Annotated in this window: 16 protein-coding genes; 3 read left to right on the top strand and 13 right to left on the bottom strand. The window is 23.6% G+C overall.

Annotated elements, in window-relative coordinates:
* Positions 1 to 73: 73 nt before the first annotated feature.
* Positions 74 to 238 carry a 50S ribosomal protein L32 gene (gene rpmF, locus D9V61_RS01775; protein WP_158339529.1) on the bottom strand — a complete coding sequence of 55 codons (165 nt, stop codon included), beginning with the start codon at positions 236 to 238 and terminating at the stop codon, positions 74 to 76.
* A gap of 78 nt (positions 239 to 316) precedes the next feature.
* On the bottom strand, positions 317 to 1,261 hold the full coding sequence (gene rluC, locus D9V61_RS01770) for a 23S rRNA pseudouridine(955/2504/2580) synthase RluC (RefSeq protein ID WP_158339528.1): 945 nt from the start codon (positions 1,259 to 1,261) through the stop codon (positions 317 to 319).
* Positions 1,262 to 1,569: 308 nt separating this feature from the next.
* Here rluC and rne point away from each other — a divergent pair, with 308 nt between their 5' ends.
* Positions 1,570 to 4,356, top strand: a complete 2,787-nt coding sequence (rne, locus tag D9V61_RS01765) for a ribonuclease E (protein ID WP_158339527.1) — start codon at positions 1,570 to 1,572, stop codon at positions 4,354 to 4,356.
* 159 nt (positions 4,357 to 4,515) lie between these two features.
* On the opposite strand, the gene D9V61_RS01760 is transcribed toward rne, so the two are convergent.
* The 10 genes from D9V61_RS01760 to flgB all read right to left on the bottom strand — a co-directional run bounded on the left by D9V61_RS01760 (position 4,516) and on the right by flgB (position 13,057).
* Complete coding sequence (locus D9V61_RS01760; RefSeq protein ID WP_158339526.1) at positions 4,516 to 6,147, bottom strand: flagellar hook-associated protein FlgK; 1,632 nt, start codon at positions 6,145 to 6,147, stop codon at positions 4,516 to 4,518.
* A gap of 98 nt (positions 6,148 to 6,245) precedes the next feature.
* Positions 6,246 to 6,557: a rod-binding protein gene (locus tag D9V61_RS01755; protein ID WP_158339525.1), complete on the bottom strand. Its 312-nt coding sequence runs from the start codon at positions 6,555 to 6,557 to the stop codon at positions 6,246 to 6,248.
* The gene (locus D9V61_RS01750; RefSeq protein ID WP_158339524.1) at positions 6,557 to 7,675 is read right to left on the bottom strand and encodes a flagellar basal body P-ring protein FlgI; all 1,119 of its coding nucleotides are present in this window, start codon (positions 7,673 to 7,675) and stop codon (positions 6,557 to 6,559) included. Before D9V61_RS01750 ends, D9V61_RS01755 begins: the two co-directional genes overlap by 1 nt.
* 217 nt (positions 7,676 to 7,892) lie before the next feature.
* Entirely contained in the window at positions 7,893 to 8,609 is a 717-nt protein-coding gene (locus D9V61_RS01745) for a flagellar basal body L-ring protein FlgH (protein WP_158339523.1), read from the bottom strand.
* Between the two features lie 83 nt (positions 8,610 to 8,692).
* Positions 8,693 to 9,475, bottom strand: coding sequence for a flagellar basal-body rod protein FlgG (gene flgG, locus D9V61_RS01740; RefSeq protein WP_158339522.1), 783 nt, complete (start codon positions 9,473 to 9,475; stop codon positions 8,693 to 8,695).
* A gap of 19 nt (positions 9,476 to 9,494) precedes the next feature.
* A complete protein-coding gene (gene flgF, locus D9V61_RS01735; RefSeq protein WP_158339521.1) occupies positions 9,495 to 10,250 on the bottom strand; it encodes a flagellar basal-body rod protein FlgF in 756 nt (251 codons plus the stop codon).
* Between the two features lie 28 nt (positions 10,251 to 10,278).
* Entirely contained in the window at positions 10,279 to 11,502 is a 1,224-nt protein-coding gene (locus tag D9V61_RS01730) for a flagellar hook protein FlgE (protein ID WP_158339520.1), read from the bottom strand.
* A 38-nt stretch (positions 11,503 to 11,540) separates the two neighbouring features.
* A complete protein-coding gene (locus D9V61_RS01725) occupies positions 11,541 to 12,218 on the bottom strand; it encodes a flagellar hook capping FlgD N-terminal domain-containing protein (RefSeq protein ID WP_158339519.1) in 678 nt (225 codons plus the stop codon).
* A 9-nt stretch (positions 12,219 to 12,227) separates the two neighbouring features.
* Positions 12,228 to 12,638: a flagellar basal body rod protein FlgC gene (gene flgC / locus D9V61_RS01720; RefSeq protein WP_158339518.1), complete on the bottom strand. Its 411-nt coding sequence runs from the start codon at positions 12,636 to 12,638 to the stop codon at positions 12,228 to 12,230.
* Positions 12,639 to 12,646: 8 nt separating this feature from the next.
* On the bottom strand, positions 12,647 to 13,057 hold the full coding sequence (flgB, locus tag D9V61_RS01715) for a flagellar basal body rod protein FlgB (protein ID WP_158339517.1): 411 nt from the start codon (positions 13,055 to 13,057) through the stop codon (positions 12,647 to 12,649).
* 223 nt (positions 13,058 to 13,280) lie between these two features.
* Here flgB and flgA point away from each other — a divergent pair, with 223 nt between their 5' ends.
* A complete protein-coding gene (gene flgA, locus D9V61_RS01710) occupies positions 13,281 to 13,961 on the top strand; it encodes a flagellar basal body P-ring formation chaperone FlgA (protein WP_158339516.1) in 681 nt (226 codons plus the stop codon).
* Positions 13,962 to 14,035: 74 nt separating this feature from the next.
* Positions 14,036 to 14,443, top strand: coding sequence for a flagellar export chaperone FlgN (flgN, locus tag D9V61_RS01705; RefSeq protein ID WP_158339515.1), 408 nt, complete (start codon positions 14,036 to 14,038; stop codon positions 14,441 to 14,443).
* Between the two features lie 22 nt (positions 14,444 to 14,465).
* On the opposite strand, the gene pyrC is transcribed toward flgN, so the two are convergent.
* The gene (gene pyrC / locus D9V61_RS01700) at positions 14,466 to 15,515 is read right to left on the bottom strand and encodes a dihydroorotase (protein WP_158339514.1); all 1,050 of its coding nucleotides are present in this window, start codon (positions 15,513 to 15,515) and stop codon (positions 14,466 to 14,468) included.
* Positions 15,516 to 15,732 lie beyond the last annotated feature (217 nt).

Raw genomic sequence — 15,732 nt, 5'->3', positions numbered from 1 at the left:
TTAAATAGATTTAACGTTTATACTATTTTTTATAAAATGGCACTTTTAAAAGTACCATTTTTACGAGATTTTTTTAAATAACTTTTTTACCTTTATAATAGCCATTCATAGTAACATGGTGTCGGATATGTGTTTCTCCAGAAAATTTATCTACAGATAAAGTTGGTAGTAGTAAAGAGTCGTGAGATCGTCTCATTCCTCTTTTAGATCGAGTTGGTTTATTTTTTTGGACTGCCATATTGCATTTCTCTATTTAGTATATTTAGAATTATTTTGATGAAAATAATATTTTTTTATATTAACTCTTGTGTATAAACTATATTATATTATTTAAATAATTTTTAAAATCTGTATCTAATGGTGCTTTTATATAAGTTTTATTTCCATTTTTTGGGTGAATAAAATGAATTCCAGAAGAATGAAGTAAAAGCCTATTAATATTTTTTTTATTTTTTATATTAGCATCTAAATTACTTTTACCATAACGTTTGTCAAATAGTATTGGATGCCCAGCATATGAGGTATGTACACGAATTTGATGTGTTCGACCAGTTTTAGGAGTAATTGATAACAAAGTTGAGGATGAAAATTTTTTTTTAATTTGAAAAAAAGTTTCTGCAGGTTTACCTTTTTGATTAATTAAAACTATTTTTTGTTTATTCTTTAATCTAATTTTTAATAGCGGTTCTGAAATTTTCTTTATATGAATAGGCCATGAACCATGAACTAACGCTATATATTCTTTTTTAATTTTTTTCTCTCTCAATTGTTGATGCAGTGATGCTAAAGATGTACGTTTCTTTGCTAACATTAAAACGCCTGATGTTTCACGATCAATACGATGTACAAGCTCAAGAAATTTATCTAATGGACGTAATTTTCTGAAAAATTCTATAACTCCAAAATTTAATCCACTTCCTCCATGGACTGCAATTCCTGAAGGTTTATTAATAATTAATAGATGATTATCTTCATATAAAATACTATTTAGTAAATTTTTAGCATGATTGAAGGGAAAAAAATTATTTTTTATATTAGATGAAACTTTTATTGGTGGAATTTTTAGTTCATCCCCAATTTTTAATTTATAATGTGGTTTGATTCGTTTTTTATTAATCCGAATCTTTCCTGTTCTAATAATACGATAGATCATGCTTTTAGGTACATTTTTAAATCTACAATGCATAAAATTATCTATTCGTTGATTCAGCATATCTTTATTAATATATATAATTGATATAGGTAATATTTTATATTTCATTAAAAAAATCTCTATTTTAAGTAATTTTTTTAATTTTTATTTATTATAATATAATTATTTATATAAATATATTAAATAAATTATTTGTTAATATATATAAAAAAAAAAATATAATATATTTATACATAATAATTTACTATATATTTATACTTTTAAATTTGATTTAAATTTGAAATTTTAAAAAAATTATTTTTATAGGTATTTTAAATAAATATCATAATATGATCATAAAAAATTAATTTTTTAATAGTTTATATTTCCTGTTGATGTATTTACTTATTTATAAAAATAAGAGAGAAAAAGTTATAATGAAAAGAATGTTAATTAATGCAACTCAACAGGAAGAGTTGCGTGTAGCTCTTGTTGATGGTCAACGTTTATATGATCTTGATATAGAAAATTCTGGATCAGAACAAAAAAAATCAAATATATACAAAGGAAAGATCACCCGTATAGAACCTAGTTTAGAAGCTGCTTTTGTAGATTATGGTGAAGAAAAAAACGGTTTTTTACCGTTAAAAGAAATTTCTAGAAATTATTTTCCAGAAAATACTTTTTATACCTTAGGAGTTAATATCAAAGATATTTTACAAGAAGGTCAAGAAGTTATTGTACAAATAAGTAAAGAAGAACGAGGTACTAAAGGTGCAGCCTTAACAACTTTTATTAGTTTAGCAGGAAGTTATTTAGTTCTTATGCCAAATAATCCTAAATCTGGTGGTATATCAAGAAGAATTGAAGGAAATGATAGGATAGTATTAAAAGAGTTATTAGCTTTATTAAAAATACCTGAAAATATGAGTTTAATTATTCGAACTGCTGGTGCCGGAAAATCTATAGAATCATTAAAGTGGGACTTATCTCTTAGACTACAGCATTGGAAAACAATTCAAATAATAGCGAAAAATCGAACTGCACCATTTTTAATCCATCAGGAAAGTAACATTATTGTTCGTGCTTTTAGAGATTATTTACGTCAAGATATTGGAGAAATTTTAATTGATAATCCTAAAATATTAGATTTGGCACGGAAACATATTACTTTTTTAGGTCGTCCGGATTTTGCTAGAAAAATTAAATTATACAGTGGAGAGATTCCATTATTTAGCTATTTTCAAATTGAAACACAAATTAATTCTGCTTTTCAGCGAAAAGTTAGATTGCCTTCTGGTGGTTCAATTATGGTAGATAGTACTGAAGCTTTAACTGCTATTGATATTAATTCTTCTCGATCTAAAAGTGGGACAGATATTGCATCTACAGCATTTAATACGAATCTTGAAGCAGTGGATGAAATTTCTCGTCAATTACGCTTGCGAGATTTAGGTGGTCTGATAGTAATTGATTTTATAGATATGTCCCCTATTAGTCATCAAAGAGCTGTTGAAAATAGACTACGTGAAATTGCACGTGATGATAGAGCGCGCATTCAAATTGGTCAGATTTCTAGATTTGGTTTGTTAGAAATGTCTAGACAAAGATTAAGCTCATCTTTAGGAGAATCCAGTCATCATATTTGTCCAAGATGTACAGGAACAGGAACTATTAGAGATAATGAATCTTTATCTTTATCTATTTTACGTTTAATAGAAGAAGAAGCTTTAAAAGAAAATACACATGAGGTTCGTGCTATTGTACCTGTAGAAATAGCATGTTATTTATTAAATGAAAAAAGAGATGCCGTTCATGCTATTGAAAAACGTCAAGCTGGGGGTAAAACTATTATTGTTCCTAGCAAAAAAATGAAAACACCACATTATTCTGTTTCCAGGATTAGAAAAGGTGAAAGTATAAATTCTACAAGTTATGGTCTTGCTAATATTCAGAAAAATAAAATCGCAAATTTTTTAAAAGAAAATATTTTGAAAAAAAAACGGAAAGAAAAATTAGACTTTACTAATTTTAGTTTTTTTGACGAAAATTACAATAAAATAAAAACAGAAAAACAAAATATTTTAAAAAAAAATAATTATCATAATGTATTTTTAAAAATTTTGTCAAATAATAGTAAATTTATATTTAAAATGATAGCTTGGTTTAAAAATTCTTTTTTAATTAAAAATATCTTTATTACTAGTGAAGTTCTTAAAAAAAATACTTTTCAAAATAGAAATAACATTTTTTTAAAAAAAAAATATTATTCTTTACATAAAAAAAATACAGCAGTTTATTTTAAATCATTTAAAAAAAATATTGAAAATATATACTTAAAAAGTAAAAATTTTAAATCGATTAAAAAAGATGATAACGTTTATTCAAGAAAACCTAACGATTTTCATCAAAAAAATGAGATTAAAAATTTAAAAAACGTAAAATTAGGTATATCTAGAACAGATAATTTTTTTGAAAATATAGAAAATAAAAAAAATAAATTGAAAGAATTTAATTTAGTTCAAAAAAATATCAATGAAGATAATTTTCTCAAAAACATTGTAATGAATAAATATAATACTATCAATGCCATTGACTATAATTCTATCTTGTATAAATTTTTTAATAATTCTAAATTTTTTAAAAACAAAAGATTGAAAAATAATTTTTTAGATTATTATCCTGTTAAATCTCCAATATTAACACCTTCTTCAGTATTTACATTAGAATTAGCATTAGGTAAAGTTTGGATTAAATATCCAATTATTATATCAGATGAAGTAAAAAAACAAAAAAAAATACTTAGAAAGACAAATTTGCATGTATCCTCTATTTTTGAAAAAAATAATATTTTTAAAAATTATAATGATTTTAGAATAAAAAAAATAAAAAATTCAATGTGTTCATTTAAAAAATCTATAAAAAACAACACTCAAATTCAAGAAACTTTAAAACCTAATTTTCTGAAATCAAATAATAAAAAAAATTTGTTAATTTTAGATAAAAGACAATCTTTTTATAAAAAAATATATATCAGAAAAAATAAAAAAAATCAATCTAGTGCACCTGTAACAAAAATTTCTAAAAATTCATATTTCAATAAAATAGAAAAATCATGTAATTTTAATTTATTAATGATGAAATTAAGTCTTAAAAGGAAAAATTCTGCAGGAGCACATGCTGCAACAAGTTTTTCTAATTCGCCTGTCTCAAAACCTAAATAAAATATTTAATGATGTACTAAAAATATTTTTTAATAAAAAATTAAACTATTAGAATTTTTTAATAAATAAAATATTTTTATTTATTAAATTATTTAATAGATAAAAAATAAAAACTTACTGTTAAAGTAAGTTTTTATTTTTTATAAGTGTTTTAAAAAATTAACTATAACGGTCAATAATGTCATTGAAAATACTTTCTGCTATTTGTAAAACTTTAACATTTGCAAGATAACATTCTTGTTCATAGCTTAAATCTTGATAATCTTGTTCAATATTATTAGATATAGATAATTTTTTATTTTTTAGTATATCGATCATATTTCTTTTAAAAGGTAGTTCTTCTTCCAGTTCATTACATTTATAAGCTATAGATTTAGAAAATTTTTGATAAGATTGATCAAGTGTTTCTTTATGATCAACTAAAAAATCTTGACTAAATTTGTTAATTACCATAGCATTATTTCTATTTTTATTTTTTATATCATCTGTGGATGAGAATGCGAATGGTTCGTTTTGATCAATTAATAATTCTAATTCTTCTAATGTTTTAGAATATGGCTTAATCATATAAATATCGCCATCAGAATTTTCTCCCTGTATTAAAAATTCTATTCCATCGAAGGTAATAAATAGATTGTTATTTTCTGTATGTATGTTAGGTTGAACTGTGACATGATCTGATAATCTTGTTACTGTCCAATTGTTATTTTTAAAATACACAATATAATTAGTGTCTTTTGCATCGCTAGTAGAAACCCATTTTGCAGATATTGTAGGAGATGAATGATTACTTGTACTAGATATTACTTCTGGATTACTAATGTTAAAAATTTGTTTACCAATATGTCCAAACATATCATATCCTAATGTATGATATGAGTTTATACTATCAGCAAAATTAACTGTTAATTGTCCAATTTTATTTCTTGTATTTGTTAATTCTTCTCTACGAAATCTAAGCAAAGCTCCTAAAGTAGCACTGGGAATCATATCCTCTATTTTTTTTGCTATTTGATCGTTATCATCAATATATCCTACACTAATATACCTGTCATCTGATTTAGATGTTAATGGAATTAAGTTTTGTTTTTGATTATTATCTATAACAGATATCCCATTATTTAAATAAAGTTTATAATTATCATTATCTTTAACAACTTTTATCCCAATTAAATCATTTAATTCATCTACTAGATTATCTCTTTTTTCAATAAGATTATCGATTCTATTAGGAATTTTGAACATAGGAAAATAATTTAGATTTATATTAATATCATGAATTTCGTCAATTAAATCATTAACTTTTTTAATATTATTAATAACTGATTCTTTAATCTCTTTCTCTAAAAATTTTAATTTTTTATCAAAATCTTGTATTGCAAAAACTATATCACTTAATTTGTTTTTTATATCTTCATTAATTACATTTTTTTCATCTAAAACAATATCTTTTTCTATTTGTTCATATAAATCATTAATTAGTTTATTAAAAATATTTGATTTTTCACATAATAAATCTTCTAGTTTTAATAATTGTTCAATTTTAGTTTGTTCGTCTTGGACCTGTACATCAGTTTTTCTTTTTTCTTCTGTAATGAAATCATTATAATTATCGTATATTTCTTTTACTTTTACTGTATTTTTTGCATTTGAATTTTGTGGAGTACTTTCTAAAACAACGCGTTTTCCTGAGTTTTTTGCAGCTGGATTATTAATTTTATTAGTAGTATTATCAATCATAATTTTCATTGCATTAATACCAGCAATAGCAGTATTGAATATAGAACTCATTTTTTATCCTTATTTAATAAGATATTTGTTTTATTTTAAAATATATTTTCTGTATAAAATAGTATTTTAATTTTATTTTTTTTGCTACTATTTTAATTCTACAATTTTTTTTGTAGTTGAATTTGTTTTAAAATAATATTAGTTAATCCTGTTCCCTTTTTGCTAATTTCTCGAGATAATTCTTGATCATAAATATCAGTATAGAGACGACTTTGATTATTATCTAATAAATTATCTTTTGATAAGGAACTTCGCATACTTTTAAGTAGTATTTGAATAAATACGCTTTCTACTTCCTGAGCTGTTTTTAATGCATATTTTTTAGGATTTGTACGGACTTGGTACTTAAGTTCATTAATAAATTGTACGTTGTAATTTGATGTTTTAAATAGTAATAAATTATCGTTCATTAAATAATTTCCAATTTCGCGTTAAGACAACCAGCACTTTTCATTAATTGTAAAATAGACATTAATTCATCAGTTTTAGTACCTAATGCATTTAAAGCTGCAACTATATTATTTAGGTTTTCTTTATTACTAGCAATATCATCCATATAATTTTTATTCACTATATCTTCTATATATTGTTCTTTTTTTTCAGTTTTCTTAAATGATTTTAAAAAATATAAATCTCTTTTTTTATTTTGAATTTGATGTATTGTTATAGACATACTTCCATTTGAAACTACACATGATCCTAATTTTACTGATTGGTTAATTACAATAGAACCAGTACGAGGATTAACTACAACTTTAGCCTCTTGTGATGGTAATGAAATATCTATATCTTGAATATTAGAAAGCATATGTACTTGTACATCATTATTGGCTGAAGTGTTCAATTGTACTGTTTTTGAATCAATAGGGGAAGCTGTATCTGGGTATTTTATATTAATCATATCGCTAATACGTTGTGCTGTACTAAAATTTTCTTGATTTAATTGTAAGTTAATTGTTTTTTGTTTTCCAAAGTCATTTTTTATTTCACGTTCAATTGTTGCACCATAATGAATTTTTCCAGAATTAACTTGATTTAAATTAATATAATGAATTTTATTTTTTTTATTGTTCTTTTCAGATACAATTATATTACCTTGAGCAATAGCGTAAATTTGATTGTCAGTACCTTTTAAAGGAGTCATTAAAAGCGTACCTCCTTTAAGACTTTTCGCATTCCCCATAGATGAAACTACTACATCTATTTTCTCACCGGCATGACTAAATGGGGGCAAATTTGCTGTAACTATTACTGCTGCTACATTTCTTAAATGCATATTAGCATTTATAGGAATACTGACACCTAATTGTGATAACATATTATTTAATGATTGATTAGTAAAGGGAGCCTGTGTTGATTGATCTCCTGTTCCATCTAATCCGACTATTAAACCATAACCAATAAGTGGATTATCTCGAATTCCTTGAATACTAGTCAAATCACGTATTTTTTCAGCATATAAAGGTGAAGAGAAAATTGTAAAAATAAAAATAATTAATTTTATCCATAATAATATTATTTTAGACATAAAAAACCTTTATCAAGTACTATTTAAAAAGTATTATATAAGTATGTTATTTTTTATAAATATTAAAATTATAAAAAATTTTTTTATTTTTAAGTTTTTTAAAATTTTTAATTTTTCTCATAAAGAATAAACAACCTTCTTTATGAGTTTTAATTAAATTTATAAGAAATATAATTTTTGATAGTTTTTTAAAATTATTTCATTTAATAAAATTTATCTATATAGGAGAAATCTTTAATAAAAATCTTTGTAACCAACCCATTTTTTGAATATCGTGAATACGTCCATGACTTAAATATTCAATACGTGCATCAGCGATTTGAGTAGATACAATAAGATTGTTTTTGTTAATGTTATTAGGATTTATTACACCTGAGAATCGAATAAACTCTTTACCTTCATTAATAGCAACTTGTTTTTCTCCGATCACTTTTAAATTTCCATTTGGAAATACTTTTTGGACAGTAACGGTAATAAGGCCAGTAAATTTATTTTTAGCTGAATTACTACCCTTACCTGAAAAATTATTTTTTCCTATATTATCTAAACTAGTTATATTATCCTTTAAATTCATTCCAAATATAGGGTTTAATTGTCCAGGTGATATTTTTATTCCTAGATTAGTGCTTCCATCTCTACTTAAATCTGAAACAGAACTATTGCTCGCACTTATATTTTCCTGTAATACAACAGTTATTATATCTCCAATATTATGTGGACGATGGTCTTCAAATAATGGTTGATACCCATAATTTAGCGGTATTTTTTCTTGAAATAAAGAACCGTTTGTCACTTTAGGCCATACATTAGGTGCTATAGCAGTTGTATTTCCTTCTACCAAAGATTTGTATTCAACACTAGCACAACTTTGAATTATTAATAAAAAAATAGCAGTTAAATAGTATTTTTTTTGACAAATAAAAAACTTTATCACGAAAAAGTTACCTTTAATGACAGACGTTTAATATATAAAATTTTTTCAAATATTTTCTATGAAAATATTATAAAATTTAATTATTATAATTGTGATAATTTTTGTAACATTTGATCTGATGTATTAATAGATTTACTATTTATTTCATATGCTCTTTGTGTTTGAATCATATTCACTAGCTCTTCAGCTACATTGACATTTGAAGTTTCAACATATCCCTGACATAATACTCCTGTACCATTTAATCCTGGAACGGTATCGATTGGAAATCCTGATGCTTGAGTCTCTTGATATAAATTTTCACCTAAACTTTCTAAACCAGAATTATTAACAAAACTAATTAAATTTAATTGTCCAAGTAAGACAGGTTGTGTTTGCCCTTGAACAACAGCACTAACAACACCGTCTCTTGCTATATTAATATTTATAGAATTGGAAGGAATATTAATTTCAGGTATAATAGGAAAACCACTATTTGTTACTAATTGACCATTTTGATCTGATTGAAAAGATCCATCTCTAGTATATGCTATAGTACCATCTGGTAATTGTACTTGAAAAAATCCTGAACCGTTAATAGCTACGTCTTTTTCAGAATCTGTTTTTGAAAGATTACCCTGACTATGAATTCTTTCAGTAGATACAGGTCTTACTCCAGTACCTAATTGTAATCCTGATGGCAAAGTTGTTTCAAGTGATGAATTTGTTCCTGCTTCTCGTATCGTTTGATACATTAAATCTTCAAACACTGCTCTAGATCTTTTAAATCCATTTGTACTGACATTTGCCAAATTATTAGAAATAACATTCATATTGATTTGTTGAGCATCAAGACCAGTTTTAGAAATCCATAAAGAAGGAATCATATTTTTATCCTATTGATTATCAATTGTTAATATTAATTAATTGGTTTGCATATTCTGAATTTTGATCACACATAGATATCATTTTCATTTGCATTTCAAATTGTCTAGCGTTCGATATCATTTCTATCATATTTCTAGAAGCATTTACATTACTTTCTTCTAACATACCTGATTGCACACGAATTTTATTACTATGATTTACAGTATTAATATATTTGTTAATTTGATTATCTTTCTTAAGATAAAATAATCCATTTTCTTTTTGTATAAGATCTTGTGTAGGAATACGTACTAATTTTAGTGCTCCTATTTTAGTTTGAGTAATATGATTTTTATTTTTTTTTATTGAAGTAACTATTCCATCAGATAAGATCTTTACATTTATATTATTCGGTATTGTTATATTACAGTTATTTCCTACTACTTCGTTATCTTGAATTGTTAGTTTTCTATTTGAATTTATTTTTAAATGACCATTTTTTGTATACGCTTCTTGACCATTTTTATCTCTAACTGTTAACCAACCATCATCTTTAATGAATAAATCTAAATTTCTTTTTGTATGATTTAATATGCCTGAAGAAAGATTATGATATTCTTTTGTAATTTTATTACAATTATTATATAAGTTTTTTATATTTTGGTTTTGTATTTGAAAAATAAATTTTTCTTTAAAACCAGTAGTTGAAATATTTGCTAAATTATTAGCAATAATATTTTGTTTTTCTAATAATTGATTAGCTGCAATCATTGATTTATATATTGAATTTTCCATTATATTTTTTTAATCCTTTGAATATAGATTATCGTAAATTTATCAATGTGTTGATTATTTTATCTTCTGTTTTAAAAGATTGAGCATTTGATTGATAGTTTCGTTGTGCTATAATCATATTAATTAATTCTTTATTCAAATCAACATTTGATGCTTCGAGAGTTTTTTCACTTAAAATTCCAAAACCCTGATCACCAGCTATTCCTATTTTTTCTTCACCTGATTCCAAAGTAGCAGACCATAGATTTCCACTTTCAGGTTGTAATTTTTCAGGATTAACGAATTTTGATAATAATATCTGACCTATTTTTTGTTTTTGTTCATTCGAATATGTTCCAACAATTTCACCATTTGGAAAAATATTAAATGATTGTAGAACACCTTGAGGATATCCATTTTGAGAATGTTCTTCCAAAGAATTATTAGTATCTGATTGTTCCATAGTATCGGTTAAATCAAGAGTAATATTTTCATATTTTTTAGGATCTTTTGATTGAATATTGAGACTTTTATTAGAAATTAATTCACCATCAGAATTAAATATTAAATCAAAACTATCATTTATACCTTTTTCATTTTCAGATTCATTTGATGTTACATGAACTTGCCATTTATTTTTATCTTTTTTATTGAAAGCAATGTTAATTTGTTCTTTTTCACCATCTTTATTATATATACTAATATGTGTCATATATTCTTCTGTATTAGAAAATTGATTATCAGAACTATCTATTTGTGTCATTACATTAGCATTACGATTTAAAATAGCTTTTAATTTTATTTCAGAAGTCGATTTTTCTTTTAATATATGAGCATGTTTTAAATTAATAGGTTCTAAGCTAGATGGACTATTAAAAAAATTTTTTGAATAAATTTTATTTTGTCCAGTTAAATACATTCCTTGCATATTGATAATATTTTGATTTTTGTCAAGTAAAAACTGACCATCTCTTGTATAATGTATATGCCCCTGAGCATCTAAGACGCGAAAGAAACCATCTTTTACAATGCCTAAATCTAAATCTCTTCCAGTTTCAACTAACATTCCATTATTAAAGTTTTGTATGATATTTGAAATTCCGACACCATATCCATTAGTAGTATTTGAATAAAATGAATGAGAGAACATATCAAAAAAAATAGGCTTACTAGATTTGTATCCTATAGTAGATGCGTTAGCGATGTTATTAGATATAATATCTATATAATCATTGTTAACTAATAAGCCGCTTATAGCTCCCATACTAGACATAAATTTACTCCTATATTTATTTTGAATAAAAATATTTTTTATTTGAGAATCTCAAGAACATTTGAAGGTGTTGTTTTACCTGCTTCTCCTAAATCAATAATGGAATCATTAGAAGATATAATAATGCTATTTACTACTACTTCACTTAAACTTCTAACAGGAATATTTTTATCTTTATTTTTAGCAATAACGAATATATTATATTTTCCAGTTTTTACGCTTTTATTATGTAAATCTTTACCGTCCCATAGAAAATTATGTATCCCAGATTTTATATCTTTCATCTTTTTTAGATGCAAAATTTTATTGTCTTTATCTGTAATTTTTATTTGTACTGAAGTAGCATTTTCAAATAATTCTATTCCGAATCTTGTTTGAGTATCTTTTTTATGTATTATTTGTTTCTTGGGTACAATAATATGACGTCCAATTAATGAAGATAATTGAATATTTTGATTTCTATTAATTTGGTTCGAGAATTGAATTGCAGTATTATTTAATCTCTCAATTCCATTTGCTGTATTAATTTGAGCTAATTGTGATGTTAAGTCTGAGTTTTTAATAGGATCAGTGGGATCTTGATTTTTAATTTGTGCAATTAATAAACTTAAAAAGTTTTTTTGTAAATCTAATGGATTAGTGCTATTTTGTAAATTATGAGCATTTTTTTTAATAGATTCATTATTTATAGGCAGATTAACATCAATAATACTCATTTTTCCTCCTTATTCAGTAATTGTCAATGTTTTTATTATCATATTTTTAGCTGTTTTTAATACTTCTATATTTGCTTGATAACTTCTTGCTGCTGAGATATTATCTACAATTTCTGTAATAGGATTCACATTTGATGTTAAAACATAACCTTTTTTATCAGCCATAGGATTATTTGGATCATATATCATCTTCATAGGACTAGGATCATCTATTATACCAGATATTTTAACTCCACCTATTTTTGAATTTTTTAAAGAATCTAATTCAAAAATAACTTTTTTTGCAATATATGGATAAAATTTTCCGTTTTTATATATTGTACTATCTATATTAGCTAAATTGTTAGCGATTACATTTATTTTTTGTGACTGAGCAGTCATCGCTGAACCTGCAATATTAAATATATTTATTAGAGACATAATTTATATTATCCTTTTAAAACATACATCATATTTTTAATTTCATTTTTCATAAATACCAAACTTGATTGATATTTTAAACTGTTATTTATAAATTCGATTCTTTCTCTATCCATATTTACTGTATTACCGTCTTGTTTTATTTGGTTTGTAGTTATAGGGATAGTTTTTAATAAAAATAAATTTTTACTTTTTGCATTTAAATGATAAGGAGACGTTTTTTTTAATAAAATATTTGAATTTTTTACATTTTTTTTATCTAACATTTTAGTAAGTTCATTTTTAAAATTAATATCTATTGATTTATATCCAGGTGTATCAGCATTAGCAATATTAGCTGACAAAATTTCTTGTCTTTTAGCATAAAGATTTAATGCTTTTTGATTAAAATCAAAAATTTCATTTATTTTGTCAAACATATTGATATCCTTTAATTTGCGCATAAAAATTTATTTTAAAAAAATATTAATAAAAAGAAAATTTTATTTTTTACAAAAATTTTTAATAAATATAAAAAATAAAAGGTATGAATAAAATATTTTTATATTATACCTTTATTACACATTTTGTATCAAGAAAATGTTGTTAAAACACTATATTTATAAATCATTCTATTAATATAAATCAAGGAAAAGAATAATAATGAATATGATAATTTATTTTTTTTTATTATTTATATCTTTGACAGTTAATTCTGTTAATGCAACTGGACAAAAAATTAATTTTTTTGATTTAACGAAACAATTAAATATTTTTTTTAAAAAAGAGTATTCTTCTAATCGAGATAATATCAATATCATAGTACGTACTCCATTAAAAAAAAACATATATTGCAAAAAACCTGTTTTTTCTCTTTTAAGTAATGTTCATACTCTCGGTTTAATTGATGTTCTTTTAACTTGTAATCAAAAACGTTACTATCTGAAAGTAGAAATTCAATCTGAAGGAGAGTATATTATAGCAAATAGAAAAATTCCTAGAGGTACTAAAATCAAAGAATCTGATTTAAAAATTTTAATAGGACGTTTAGATATATTACCTAATAATACCTATCGTAAAAAGAAAGATGTTATAAATAGAATAAACTTACGTGATATTTTTCCGTTACAACCAATAACATCTTTTATGACAAGACCATTTTGGTTAGTTAAAATTAACCAACAAGTTACTGTTATTATTAATGGTAATAATTTTACAATTGTTTCTAAAGCAAAATCATTAAGCAATGGTGCTGAGAACGAAAATATACGCGTTAAAACAAAAAATGGTAAAATTATCAATGGAATTATTAATGAAAATGGTGAAGTAGTAGCTTCTCTATAAAAAAATATTTTTTTTGTTGATGTAATCATGTGTTTGTGTAAATATGTTATATATATTTTTTTTTGATATTAAAAATGAAAAAATTAATAAAAACAATAAACGAAATAGAAAATATTTTAACTTCATTAGAAGTTGTATTAAAAAAAGAATACCATAATTTATTGAATCCTAAGATCTCTATTATAGATAATTTAGAATCAATTGAAGAAAAAAAGATATTATTCAAGAAATATATCATTTTGAATCAAGATCGATTATTTCTTGAAAAGAAATATCATATTTTTGCACCTTACCAAAATAATAATGAATTAAATAATAATTGGAATAATATTTTAAAAAAATTTTATTTATTAAAAGAATTAAATTTTAAAAATAAAATTCTTATAAATAAGAGATATCATTTAAACCAGTGTTTTTTAGAATTGTTTTCAACATATAAGACAGCTATTACTTATAATTTTAATGGAAACGTAAAAATTTAACTAAAATAATACTAAATTAGTATTAATTTTTAATAGACCAATTTAAAGTTTCACCTGATAGAAAGGGAATAATTACGTCTCTTCCAACTTTTATTTTTTTTTTAATTTTAAATGGTTTTTTTATTATTGTTACAGTTTCTTTATTAATAGGCATATTATAAAATTTAGGGCCATTTTCAGAACAAAAAGATTCTAAATGTTTTAAAGCATTCATTTCTTCAAAAATTTGAACATAAGATAGTAGAGAAGATGGAGCATTAAATATACCAGCACATCCAAGAACATTAATTTTATTTTTATTAAGATGTGGAGCTGTATCGCTTCCTAAAAAAAAATGTTTATCTCCATTAGAGATAGCTTCTCTTAGTGCTATTTGGTGTGTGTTTTTTTTTAAAATTGGTAAACAATAAAGATATGGACGAATTCCACCATAAAACATATCATTTCGATTTAGCATTAAATGATGTGGTGTAATAGTTGCAGATAGATAATTAAAATCGTTTTTTTTAACATATTCTACAGATTCTTTAGTTGTAATATGTTCTAATACTATTTTTAACTTTGGAAATTTATTTCGTAAAGGATCCAATGTTGTTTCAATAAACTTTGCTTCTCTATCATAGATATCAATATTTTTATTTATCTCTTCACCATGAATTAATAACGGCATTCCTATTTTTTCCATACACTCTAGAACAGAAGCAATATCACTGATTTTTTTTATACCTTTTTTTGAATTGGTTGTAGAAGAATAAGGATAGAATTTAGCTGCTATAAATATTTTTTTAGAAAAACCAACTTCTAATTCTTGAGGTACTGTAAACTTAGTTAAATAACAAGTCATTAATGGTTGAAATTCATAATTTAAATGCATTGATTTTAAAATTCGACTACGATAAGCGATGCTTTTTATGCAATTTGTAATAGGACTATTGAGGTTTGGCATAATGAGAGCTCTTTTATAAAATTTACCAGTATATTTTATAACTTTTTTTAAAATTTTATTATCTCTTAAATGAACGTGCCAATCATCGGGTTTTTTAATTTTTATCTTTTTTATAAATTTAGACATTTTTTTACTTTTTTTATATAGTTATAATTATTAGAATAATTTTAAATATTAATATATTTTTAAAGTTATTTTAGTGCTTTTTTTAATATTTATTTATTTTTTTAAAATAATTTTTTTTAATCTAAAAAATTTTTATTAATGATTAATTAAGTTAATTTTAAAAGCCTATAAAGATTTTATTTTAATTAAGATAAAAAAATTAAACTTAATTTTTAAT

The organism is Buchnera aphidicola (Acyrthosiphon lactucae) (assembly GCF_005083565.1).
GTDB classification, from domain to species: Bacteria; Pseudomonadota; Gammaproteobacteria; order Enterobacterales; family Enterobacteriaceae; genus Buchnera; species Buchnera aphidicola_AH.
This window is presented reverse-complemented; position numbering and strand designations above follow the sequence as displayed.

What these genes read in the sequence shown, in the direction of transcription:
- flgA (WP_158339516.1), top strand. Translation starts at nt 13,281, where the DNA reads ATGAATATGATAATTTATTTTTTTTTATTATTTATATCTTTGACAGTT.
- D9V61_RS01760 (WP_158339526.1), bottom strand. Translation starts at nt 6,147, where the DNA reads ATGAGTTCTATATTCAATACTGCTATTGCTGGTATTAATGCAATGAAA.
- rluC (WP_158339528.1), bottom strand. Translation starts at nt 1,261, where the DNA reads ATGAAATATAAAATATTACCTATATCAATTATATATATTAATAAAGAT.
- D9V61_RS01755 (WP_158339525.1), bottom strand. Translation starts at nt 6,557, where the DNA reads ATGAACGATAATTTATTACTATTTAAAACATCAAATTACAACGTACAA.
- flgN (WP_158339515.1), top strand. Translation starts at nt 14,036, where the DNA reads ATGAAAAAATTAATAAAAACAATAAACGAAATAGAAAATATTTTAACT.
- flgB (WP_158339517.1), bottom strand. Translation starts at nt 13,057, where the DNA reads ATGTTTGACAAAATAAATGAAATTTTTGATTTTAATCAAAAAGCATTA.
- rne (WP_158339527.1), top strand. Translation starts at nt 1,570, where the DNA reads ATGAAAAGAATGTTAATTAATGCAACTCAACAGGAAGAGTTGCGTGTA.
- rpmF (WP_158339529.1), bottom strand. Translation starts at nt 238, where the DNA reads ATGGCAGTCCAAAAAAATAAACCAACTCGATCTAAAAGAGGAATGAGA.
- D9V61_RS01730 (WP_158339520.1), bottom strand. Translation starts at nt 11,502, where the DNA reads ATGTCTAGTATGGGAGCTATAAGCGGCTTATTAGTTAACAATGATTAT.
- flgF (WP_158339521.1), bottom strand. Translation starts at nt 10,250, where the DNA reads ATGGAAAATTCAATATATAAATCAATGATTGCAGCTAATCAATTATTA.
- D9V61_RS01750 (WP_158339524.1), bottom strand. Translation starts at nt 7,675, where the DNA reads ATGTCTAAAATAATATTATTATGGATAAAATTAATTATTTTTATTTTT.
- pyrC (WP_158339514.1), bottom strand. Translation starts at nt 15,515, where the DNA reads ATGTCTAAATTTATAAAAAAGATAAAAATTAAAAAACCCGATGATTGG.
- flgC (WP_158339518.1), bottom strand. Translation starts at nt 12,638, where the DNA reads ATGTCTCTAATAAATATATTTAATATTGCAGGTTCAGCGATGACTGCT.
- D9V61_RS01725 (WP_158339519.1), bottom strand. Translation starts at nt 12,218, where the DNA reads ATGAGTATTATTGATGTTAATCTGCCTATAAATAATGAATCTATTAAA.
- flgG (WP_158339522.1), bottom strand. Translation starts at nt 9,475, where the DNA reads ATGATTCCTTCTTTATGGATTTCTAAAACTGGTCTTGATGCTCAACAA.